This is a genomic window from Microcystis sp. M165S2 (genome assembly GCF_020245885.1).
In the GTDB taxonomy this organism is placed as follows: Bacteria; Cyanobacteriota; Cyanobacteriia; order Cyanobacteriales; family Microcystaceae; genus Microcystis.
Map to the genome: position 1 here is coordinate 1 of NZ_JADBTZ010000247.1, position 8,874 is coordinate 8,874.

The window sequence follows — 8,874 nt, forward strand, 5'->3', positions numbered from 1 at the left end:
TCAGTCTGTAGAGCGACCATAAGACCAGAACAGAGTAAATCTGTTAAGGCAGGTGCGAAACCCCGCAAGGGAAAGAAGCAGAAACCTAAATCGTGAGGTTTGGGAATCACCGTCCGTTTTACGGCGGTGAGGATGTCAAACCCCATCAGTTTTATTAATACTAGGGCGAAGTGGCTAGATTTTCTGGGGGAGGTCGGTTCAGAGGGAAAACGAAAGTGTGAGACAATAGAAAGAAAAGGCTTAGTCAAGTAACTAGAGATTTTCATTGCTAGGACTTAAGACTTAATGGCAAGGATGAATCTCTTGACAGCAAATAAGATTTACCCTGTCCACCGCCCCTATCTTGTCGCCAATAGTCACCGTGATCACTTTAACTCTTTTACACCCCAGTCAAGCCACGCCCCTACAACATTGGCAATTTGACAATGATCAATCAACCATTCTCATCGGCAGGGCGCTGGATAATCATGTAGTTCTCTATAGTGCTGTGGTTTCGAGGCGGCACTTAGAAATCCGCCATAATGATCGCGATAATTGGGAATTGGAAAATTTAGGGGCAAATGGGACGTTTCTCAATGGCAAACCGCTCGAGAAAACCGCCGTCGTCGATGGTATGGTGGTTCGTTTAGCCACCTCTGGCCCGCAAATTCAAATTCATCTCATCGATGAGGACGAGCAACCAAAATTAATCCTCAAACCCCTAGAGGCTCCTTTGGTGGGCGACCAAACCCAGCCAGAAAAGGATACTATAGCCAGCTAGAAAATATTAAATTTTTATAAAGTTTTTTCAATTTGCCTAGCAAAATGTAAAAATAAATACAGAATAATAAATAAGATCTTTTCATTTGTTGTCCCTATATAGGGGCGACAAGGGGGATTAAAGTCACTTTAAAGCATTGCAGGGAGTCGGTGATATGACGTTAGTCTATCGAGGAGTTAAGCACGAAAGGGATTCTCTCCCCTTGGAGATGAATACTGGAGATATCGGGGGTAAATACCGAGTTCAACACTGGAATCACCATTATCCTCGCCATATGCTCCAATTAGAGCCGAAACTGCATCGTCAGTATCGTGGAGTTGCCTACAGCACCCGTCCTCATCTTGCCGGACAAGTCATCCCCAACACTTGTCCGTTACCGGTTGTCAAATCCCCTATTGTCGTCCAAGAGGAAACCCTTTCTAACGTCCATCTGAACAATATTCGTCTTCGTCTGGAACGTCGTTTACAAATCGCTCAAGAGAATGGTGACGAAAACCTCGTTAATCTCTTGAAAAAAGAATCCCAAGACTTAGCCTTAAACTGCTAGATTAGCGGTTTTTCCCCACTTTCCCCTCGGTTCTGCCGGGGGGAATATTTTGGGCGCAAAAATGCCTAAATCTTCCCCCCGCTCACTATTAAGACTTGAGCATCACTGGCATTTTGACAAATTTCCCCTAGTTCCTTTTTGAGTTTTTGACAATCGTGGGAATCCTGATCGTGAACAATAATAAATTTGGTATTGGGACTAGATTTCTTGAAAGCTTTGAGTTTTTTAGGAATAGATTTGGCTAGGTCTTGTTTACCTTGATGACTAATACATATATAGCTGATTTCTGGGGGAATAATTTTAGGTAAAAGTTCGTTTAACACATTTTCTATAGATGACTCTTCTAGCAAAAATACGATATTATAGTTCATTATGGTGCTACTCCTTTAAACCAGCCTTGATTCCAAAGATAGCCGGGTAAATCGCCTTCTGCTACTAAGTTTTTGAGGATTTCGCTATCGGTAGCCCTATGGATTTGGGTGATACCTTGGGATTTAATTAGCCAGAAAATACTAGCTAGTGGAACCGCATTGAGAAAATCGGGGGAGTGGCTAGAAACAAATACCTGACCCCCCCGATAGCTATAGTGAGCGAATTCTTCGGCTAGTTCTTTTAATAAAGTAGGATAAAGTTGGTTTTCTGGTTCTTCGACACAGAGTAGGGGATGAGGATTGGGATCGAATAGTAATATTAAATAAGCGAACATTTTCATAGTCCCGTCAGAAACATAGCGATCAATAAAAGGGTCTTTAAATGCTTGATCTTGAAAACGTAAAATCAAGCGACCGTCTTCGGTTTCTTTGGCTTCCACAGAGGAAATACCCGGAACTCGTTGTTTCATTCTTTCGAGAATTTGCTGAAAAATTTGGGGATATTGTTGATAAATATATTGGGCAACTGTTGCCATATTATCACCCCTGGGGGATAATTGTTCAGCGTAAGATATTTCTTTACTTCCTCTAGCTTCGCTAATGTGAAAGTCGGAAATGTGCCAATTTTCAATCAGAGAACGAAAAGCAGTAGCGGCTTTAAAACGTTGAAATTGTCCTAATCCTTTGAGCGCTAGTATATCGTTAGATTCTAGCTTTTGTTCTTCTCGATCGAGTTCTTTATCTGGTTTACTAAAATCTTCTTCATTGGTGATAGCATATCCTTGACCGCGTTGAAAATCTAAAAAATGAAAAGGTGCACCGTGTTCACCCCGTTTATAGCGAAGTATTTCGCGTTTGATCATGGGGCGATTTTCCTCTTGTCCAATTCTGAGTATATAAGTAACCAGACGTTCTGTATCTGAGATTTTCATCCGAAATTGCAGCTCGATTTCAATATCTTCTTTTTCTTGACCTCTGGTAATAACTTCTTTATAACCGCCCCGAATTTGTAAAGCTTGGCGAATGTTGTTTTTAAGGGCATCTCGCAGAAAGCCAAAAATATCAAATAGGGTAGATTTTCCTGTCCCATTAGCTCCAATAATCACGCAAAAAGGAGGAATATCTCTTATGTGTATATTTTTAAACATACGATAGTTGGTTATTTTAATAGAAACAATTTTCATGACATAATCGAGCCGTTATAGTTTTTTTGATTATACGATTGATCAGGTGAAGATAATTGATCAATTAGCCAAAAAAAGCCAGAGATTAGGCTCTCTTGGACATTGGGGGATAAATCAGCTAGAAACTAGAGAGGCAAGCTCAACCGCCTGAGGAAGGGACAAGAAACCAGACTCAACACAAGTTGCCCAAAATAGCGTAAATTGTCTATAAATTTGTTCAACGACTTAAATTAGTACAAATGTTTGACTGTATTATCATCGGTGCGGGGCCAGCAGGAGCGACGGCGGGTTATCATCTAGCTAAAAAGGGACGTTCGATCCTGATCCTCGATAAAGCGAAATTACCCCGTTATAAACCCTGTGGTGGTGGGGTATCCCCGGCAATTAAGCAATGGTTTGATTTTGACTTTACCCCCGTGATCGAGAATACCGTCACCCAAGTGGAGTTTACTTGGAAACAGGGGGATGCCGCCACCACTAAGTTAAATATGCTAGAACCGATGTGGATGGTACAAAGGGATCGTTTCGATGATTTTTTAGGGCAACAGGCGATCGCAGTCGGGGCAACCATCCAAGATAACAGCGAAGTTACCCAGATCAAATTCATCCAAGATCACTGGCAAGTTACCACATCCCAAGGAACATTTTCAGGTAAATATCTGATTGCTGCCGATGGTGTTAGGGGCAATACCAGTCGCTGGTTGGGATTACCGGCGAAAAACGAAGCGATCGGTGCTGCTCTGGAAATTACTAACGCAGAAGCGACTATTCCACCCCAAAAAGCTTTTTTTGATTTTGGTTCCCTAAAAAATGGTTATATCTGGGCTTTTCCCAAGTCTAATGGTTACACAATTAGCGGTGGTTGTTTTAAGGGCAGCATCAAATCCGAGGATCTGAAAAAACAACTGTTAAATTATGCCCGTCAAAAGGGCTGGAATTTACAGGATTATCGCTATAGTGAGTATGCTTTAGCCCTTTGGAACGGAAATCAACCGCTACACGCCCAAAATGCCTTAATTACAGGAGAAGCGGCGGGGATTCTCGATCCTCTTATCGGTGAGGGTATCCGTCCGGCAATTTTGACGGGAGTTAAGGCAGCCGAGGCGATCGATCGAGCTTTAGCCGGGGATAATCGCGCTTTAGCGAACTATAGTCGGATAATTCGGGAAGAATGGGGGGAAGATATGGCTTTAGCGGCCAAATTAGCCGGTTTATTCTATCAATTTACCCAAATCGCCTATAATATCGCCGTTAAACGCCCGATCGCCGGTCAACTGATGGGACGTATTCTCGTGGGAGATTTAAAATACCGGGATGTTACGGAACAAGCGATGCAACAATTGAAAAAACGTCTATTGCCCGGATTTGGTTGGGGGTAAAACTTCTCTTACCATGGGGGAGGTAACTCGATCGCTGATGGTTACTTTCCCGCTCACCGTGGGTAAAATAAATCTAATCTTTGCCATCTTTGACCTTTTTATCGGCAGTAAGTGCCTCGAAATTCAGGGATGCAGGAAGGATAATAGTTCTCTGAATATCGACTATAATGATTAATAATCTTTCTGATTAGGGGAGAAAATAAATGTCAGTGATGATTGAACAAAGTCTTGAAAAAATTCTAACAGAAATTAGTCAAAAACTAGAAAATGTCCAAAAAGATGTTACAGATATAAAAATTCAGCTAACAGAAGCTAAAGGCGAAAGACAAGTATTAAAAGTAGAAATAAATTCTGTAAGAGGAGAGATCAATTCTGTTAAGGAAGATGTCAAAGAAATTAAAAGATCACAACAAGCGCAAATTTGGACAATAATTGGTATTTTAATTACTGCGGTGGGAGGTTTTTTAGTAGCAGTTGGTAGATTCGTTATTTCAGGTAATCCTTAATCATAGTCCTCAGGCAACTTAGTTCAAATGATACTGTAAAGACATGAAATTACCTAACGGAGAACAGGCAGAAATTGCTATGGAAAAGTTAATCAACTATTGTTTAAATCCAGAACATTCTAGCGGTAAAAACAAAGCTAGAGTTTTCAAGTCCCGTTTAGGAATAACTCAAGAAAATGCTGAATTATTACTATCAATGATTCAACTAGCAGCAATTGAAGGTGAAGTCGTTCAGCAAGCACAGACAGAATTTGGTCAACAGTTTAAGGTAGATTGGACTATACCAGATCGGCAAGGAATGCAACTTCGGACTATTTGGGAACTCACTTCGACTAATTCTAATCCTCGTCTTATTTCTGCATTTATTAGGTGACAATATATGAAAAATATTTTAATTTTAGATACTGTGGCTATTACCAATCCTGTTACTAAGGAAAGATTAACTTTAGTTGAACCAGAATATGAGTCTATAGAAAGCTTACCAAGTGGACAAGTTGGAACGGTAGTGGAAGTATATGAACGAAACGGAGAAAAGCAATATTTGGTGGAATTTTCTGATAATCAAGGACGGGAATATGCTATAGCTCTTTTAAAAGAAGATGAGTTACTTGTTTTACATTATGAACTTGAAGTTGCTTAATTATCGTAATTGTAACTTACAGCGCGATCGCTTTTCTGACAACCCTACCACCAATCCCCAACCCTTGATGATTGCCGATGAATCGCTTATAACTGAATTAACCGCCACCATTTACAACGCTATGAATGAACAACTCACCCAAGCTTACCTAAACCTCATTAATCAATTATTAACCTGTAATGAAGGCGATGAACCCCAAATATTACAGAAAAATCAGGAATTGTTGGATCGGGGGTTGGTTGAGGTAATGGTAGCCGTAGCGAAACAATACAGGGAAGCAGGAAGGGAAAATGAGGCGTAATCGTTGACAAGCACTTGAGACAAAATATACAATAATACTGATAACCATCATTATTAGGAGAATCATCAGATGTCAATTACGATTGAACAAGATCTCAAAGAAATTTTAGGTGAAATTAATCAGAAACTAGAAAAACTTGATAATCGTCTGAATAGTCTAGAAATTGGACAAGCTAGATTAGAGGAAAAAGTCGATGGTTTAGAAAAAGATATTGAAAGTTTAAAAGATGATACAAAGGAAATAAAAGGCTCTCAAAAGGCACAAATTTGGACGTTAATTGGAATTTTGGGAACGGCTTTACTCGGAACAATAATTCGCTATATTATTCTTCCCTTTCCTCAATCATAAATATAATCACAAAAATCATAGTACAGACAATGAACGAACAACGTACCCAAGCTTATCTAAACCTCATTAATCAGCTATTATCCTGCAATGATGGCGATGAATCCAGAATATTACAGGAAAATTAGGAGTTGATAGGGGATAGAGTGAAAGATTTATTTTATTTTTTGTAAATATCTCCGCGAGTACCAATCTGAGTAATAATATAAATTCGATTTTCTTGATCTATAAAAAATAAACAGCGATAATCTCCTATTCGTAATCTTAATTCTGGTCTTCCTTTAAGGGGCTTAATATCCGCATTTTCAGAGTTGGTTAATAAAGATTTCAATCCTTTAATAATACGCTCTTGATCAGTTTTAGACAACCGTTTTAGATAGCGTTGGGCAGGTTTTAAAATAAGAAAACGCCACTCACTCAAGGTTTTCTCCCCATAAGTCTTGTTCAAGTTCTTCTAAAGAGATTCCCTGATCTTTTCCTGTTAAATAATCTTGCCAAGCTGCGTCATTTTCGGCAATGTCTTCAGGAGGAATAATTTCGGTTTCATCCCCTTCAACAAAAATCGGTTGAAATTGCATTTGTTGAGTTGGTGTTGTCATGATGGTATTTATCCTAGTTAGTTTTCTCATTTTATCTTAACATTGAGATTCTTAAATGATTCATGATTTAGGCAAAATTCCTTTTTTTTCAATATAATCAAGAATAATCCTGTTCAACCCTCTCTCAACCCATGAACGAACAACGCACCCAAGCTTATCTAAACCTCGTTAATCAGCTATTATCCTGCAATGATGGCGATGAACCCCGAATATTACAGGAAAATCGGGAATTATTGGATCGGGGGTTGGTTGAGGTAATGGTAGCCGTAGCGCAACAATAGGGGGAAGCGGGAAGATGATCGCCCTAGTTGTTCTAACACTATCAATAAAGACAGGAGATAATTAAATGCGATTACTCTCAATGATTTTACGACTGTTAGGCAAACTTTTGAGAAGTTTTATTATTCTTCTATCTGTTGTTTTCATTGGCATTCCTTTGGCGTTGTTATCGATAATCTTTCCCTCACTTATTCCCTCACTTAGACGGAAAATAGAATCTTTAAACTCATCTTCCCCTTCTCGTGTTTTAGATAAATCCCCACACCAGACAATTCAAGCTATTACAACGTTTATTCAACAAGACTATTTTGCTCTCAATTTCTTGAAAAAAGTCTTACAAAAAGTCCAAGAGAATCCTAACCCCCAGTTAACTTATCCTTTCCTAGTGCAAAATCTGGATAAATTAGATGAAAACCTGATAAATGTTCTAGATATTTGGGCAAAGAATACCCTATCATCCGTTGAGACAGAAGAAGCTGCATATATCGCTGGCGTTATCGTTAATTTTAGTGGCTTAATCGAAAACTTCCCCCTTGGTAACATTGCTATTAACAAAGAAATTGCCATCGCCGGCTGTGAAATCGCCTTAACTGTCTTTACTTTTGACGCATTTCCCCAAGAATGGGCTGGTACACAGAATAATCTCGCTATTGCTTACATTAACAGAATCAGAGGGGATAAAGCCGAGAATCTCGAACAAGCGATCGCCAGTTTCACGGAAGCTTTGAAAGTTTATACTTTTGACGCTTTTCCCCAAGAATGGGCAAGGACACAGAATAATCTTGCTGCTGCTTACATTAACAGAATCAGAGGGGATAAAGCCAAGAATCTCGAACAAGCGATCGCCAGTTTCACGGAAGCTTTGAAAGTTTATACTTTTGACGCTTTTCCCCAAGAATGGGCAATGACACAGAATAATCTGGCTATTGCTTACTATGACAGAATCAGAGGGGATAAAGCCAAGAATCTCGAACAAGCGATCGCCCGTTACAGGGAAGCTTTGAAAGTTTATACTTTTGACGCTTTACCCCAAGAATGGGCAAGGACACAGAATAATCTGGCTAATGCTTACATTAACAGAATCAGAGGGGATAAAGCCGAGAATCTCGAACAAGCGATCGCCAGTTTCACGGAAGCTTTGAAAGTTTATACTTTTGACGCTTTTCCCCACGATTGGGCTGGTACACAGTATAATCTGGCTCATGCTTATTTTTACAGAATCAGAGGGGATAAACCAGAGAATCTCGAACAAGCGATCGCCGGTTGCACGGAAGCTTTGAAAGTTTATACTTTTGACGCTTTTCCCCAACAATGGGCTGGTACACAGAATAATCTGGCTCTTGCTTACCATAACAGAATCAGAGGGAATAAAGCCGAGAATCTCGAACAAGCGATCGCCTCCTACCGAGAAGCTTTGAAAGTTCATACTTTTGACGCTCTTCCCCAAGAATGGGCAATGACACAGAATAATCTGGCTACTACTTACCATAACAGAATCAGAGGGGATAACGCCGAGAATCTCGAACAAGCGATCGCCTCCTACCGAGAAGCTTTGAAAGTTTATACTTTTGAGGCTTTTCCCCAACAATGGGCAATGACACAGAATAATCTGGCTAATGCTTACTCAGAAAGAATCAGAGGGGATAAAGCCGAAAATCTCGAACAAGCGATCGCCTTTTACACCGAAGCCTTGAAAGTGAGGACTTTTGACGCATTTCCCTACGATTGGGCTGGTACACAGAATAATCTGGCTAATGCTTACCGTAAAAGAGTCAGAGGGGATAAAGCCGAAAATCTCGAACAAGCGATCGCCTTTTACACCGAAGCCTTGAAAGTGAGGACTTTTGACGCATTTCCCTACGATTGGGCAATGACACAGAATAATCTGGCTAATGCTTACTCAGAAAGAATCAGAGGGGATAAAGCCGAAAATCTCGAACAAGCGATCGCCGGTTGCACGGAA

Annotated in this window: 13 protein-coding genes and 2 pseudogenes; 10 read left to right on the forward strand and 5 right to left on the reverse strand. The window is 40.1% G+C overall.

The features are described 5' to 3' along the window. Nucleotides 1-361: 361 nt before the first annotated feature. Nucleotides 362-760, forward strand: a complete 399-nt coding sequence (locus tag IM479_RS12615; protein ID WP_287674245.1) for an FHA domain-containing protein — start codon at nucleotides 362-364, stop codon at nucleotides 758-760. 154 nt (nucleotides 761-914) lie between these two features. Continuing rightward, entirely contained in the window at nucleotides 915-1,307 is a 393-nt protein-coding gene (locus IM479_RS12620; protein ID WP_287684563.1) for a DUF4278 domain-containing protein, read from the forward strand. 86 nt (nucleotides 1,308-1,393) lie between these two features. On the opposite strand, the pseudogene IM479_RS12625 reads toward IM479_RS12620, so the two are convergent. Both IM479_RS12625 and IM479_RS12630 read right to left on the reverse strand, forming a co-directional pair. Next, nucleotides 1,394-1,678: pseudogene (locus IM479_RS12625) on the reverse strand (DUF4276 family protein); the annotation flags it as partial. Then, the gene (locus IM479_RS12630; protein ID WP_287684562.1) at nucleotides 1,678-2,862 is read right to left on the reverse strand and encodes an AAA family ATPase; all 1,185 of its coding nucleotides are present in this window, start codon (nucleotides 2,860-2,862) and stop codon (nucleotides 1,678-1,680) included. The gene IM479_RS12630 and the pseudogene IM479_RS12625, both read right to left, overlap by 1 nt. Nucleotides 2,863-3,101: 239 nt before the next feature. Here IM479_RS12630 and IM479_RS12635 point away from each other — a divergent pair, with 239 nt between their 5' ends. Further along, entirely contained in the window at nucleotides 3,102-4,241 is a 1,140-nt protein-coding gene (locus IM479_RS12635) for a geranylgeranyl reductase family protein (protein ID WP_287079575.1), read from the forward strand. Here the strand turns inward: IM479_RS12635 and IM479_RS22680 are convergent. Beyond that, nucleotides 4,215-4,356, reverse strand: a pseudogene (locus tag IM479_RS22680) (3-dehydroquinate synthase); the annotation flags it as partial. The gene IM479_RS12635 and the pseudogene IM479_RS22680 sit on opposite strands and share 27 nt — an antisense overlap. Nucleotides 4,357-4,444: 88 nt before the next feature. Between IM479_RS22680 and IM479_RS12640 the strand changes: the two are divergent. The 5 genes from IM479_RS12640 to IM479_RS12660 all read left to right on the forward strand — a co-directional run bounded on the left by IM479_RS12640 (nucleotide 4,445) and on the right by IM479_RS12660 (nucleotide 6,036). Beyond that, on the forward strand, nucleotides 4,445-4,747 hold the full coding sequence (locus IM479_RS12640) for a hypothetical protein (RefSeq protein ID WP_287684561.1): 303 nt from the start codon (nucleotides 4,445-4,447) through the stop codon (nucleotides 4,745-4,747). A 43-nt stretch (nucleotides 4,748-4,790) separates the two neighbouring features. After that, on the forward strand, nucleotides 4,791-5,120 hold the full coding sequence (locus IM479_RS12645) for a DUF6883 domain-containing protein (protein WP_286825629.1): 330 nt from the start codon (nucleotides 4,791-4,793) through the stop codon (nucleotides 5,118-5,120). 6 nt (nucleotides 5,121-5,126) lie between these two features. Further along, the gene (locus tag IM479_RS12650; RefSeq protein ID WP_286825628.1) at nucleotides 5,127-5,387 is read left to right on the forward strand and encodes a DUF4926 domain-containing protein; all 261 of its coding nucleotides are present in this window, start codon (nucleotides 5,127-5,129) and stop codon (nucleotides 5,385-5,387) included. Next, entirely contained in the window at nucleotides 5,368-5,688 is a 321-nt protein-coding gene (locus tag IM479_RS12655; RefSeq protein WP_287684560.1) for a hypothetical protein, read from the forward strand. The genes IM479_RS12650 and IM479_RS12655 overlap by 20 nt, the downstream gene beginning before the upstream one ends. A 69-nt stretch (nucleotides 5,689-5,757) precedes the next feature. After that, entirely contained in the window at nucleotides 5,758-6,036 is a 279-nt protein-coding gene (locus tag IM479_RS12660) for a hemolysin XhlA family protein (RefSeq protein ID WP_149107955.1), read from the forward strand. 157 nt (nucleotides 6,037-6,193) lie between these two features. Here the strand turns inward: IM479_RS12660 and IM479_RS12665 are convergent, their stop codons facing one another. Continuing rightward, complete coding sequence (locus IM479_RS12665; RefSeq protein WP_036385768.1) at nucleotides 6,194-6,454, reverse strand: type II toxin-antitoxin system RelE family toxin; 261 nt, start codon at nucleotides 6,452-6,454, stop codon at nucleotides 6,194-6,196. After that, nucleotides 6,447-6,632: a hypothetical protein gene (locus IM479_RS12670; protein WP_287684559.1), complete on the reverse strand. Its 186-nt coding sequence runs from the start codon at nucleotides 6,630-6,632 to the stop codon at nucleotides 6,447-6,449. Before IM479_RS12670 ends, IM479_RS12665 begins: the two co-directional genes overlap by 8 nt. 131 nt (nucleotides 6,633-6,763) lie before the next feature. On the opposite strand from IM479_RS12670, the gene IM479_RS12675 reads away from it, so the two are divergent. Then, nucleotides 6,764-6,913: a hypothetical protein gene (locus IM479_RS12675; RefSeq protein WP_287684558.1), complete on the forward strand. Its 150-nt coding sequence runs from the start codon at nucleotides 6,764-6,766 to the stop codon at nucleotides 6,911-6,913. 65 nt (nucleotides 6,914-6,978) lie between these two features. After that, nucleotides 6,979-8,874 (forward strand): tetratricopeptide repeat protein (locus IM479_RS12680; protein WP_287699443.1); only part of this gene is annotated, 1,896 nt, incomplete at its 3' end.

Excerpts from the sequence above, each read along its gene's own strand:
- IM479_RS12620 (WP_287684563.1), top strand. The coding sequence starts at position 915 with ATGACGTTAGTCTATCGAGGAGTTAAGCACGAAAGGGATTCTCTCCCC.
- IM479_RS12630 (WP_287684562.1), bottom strand. The coding sequence starts at position 2,862 with ATGAAAATTGTTTCTATTAAAATAACCAACTATCGTATGTTTAAAAAT.
- IM479_RS12635 (WP_287079575.1), top strand. The coding sequence starts at position 3,102 with ATGTTTGACTGTATTATCATCGGTGCGGGGCCAGCAGGAGCGACGGCG.
- IM479_RS12640 (WP_287684561.1), top strand. The coding sequence starts at position 4,445 with ATGTCAGTGATGATTGAACAAAGTCTTGAAAAAATTCTAACAGAAATT.
- IM479_RS12645 (WP_286825629.1), top strand. The coding sequence starts at position 4,791 with ATGAAATTACCTAACGGAGAACAGGCAGAAATTGCTATGGAAAAGTTA.
- IM479_RS12650 (WP_286825628.1), top strand. The coding sequence starts at position 5,127 with ATGAAAAATATTTTAATTTTAGATACTGTGGCTATTACCAATCCTGTT.
- IM479_RS12655 (WP_287684560.1), top strand. The coding sequence starts at position 5,368 with ATGAACTTGAAGTTGCTTAATTATCGTAATTGTAACTTACAGCGCGAT.
- IM479_RS12660 (WP_149107955.1), top strand. The coding sequence starts at position 5,758 with ATGTCAATTACGATTGAACAAGATCTCAAAGAAATTTTAGGTGAAATT.
- IM479_RS12670 (WP_287684559.1), bottom strand. The coding sequence starts at position 6,632 with ATGACAACACCAACTCAACAAATGCAATTTCAACCGATTTTTGTTGAA.
- IM479_RS12675 (WP_287684558.1), top strand. The coding sequence starts at position 6,764 with ATGAACGAACAACGCACCCAAGCTTATCTAAACCTCGTTAATCAGCTA.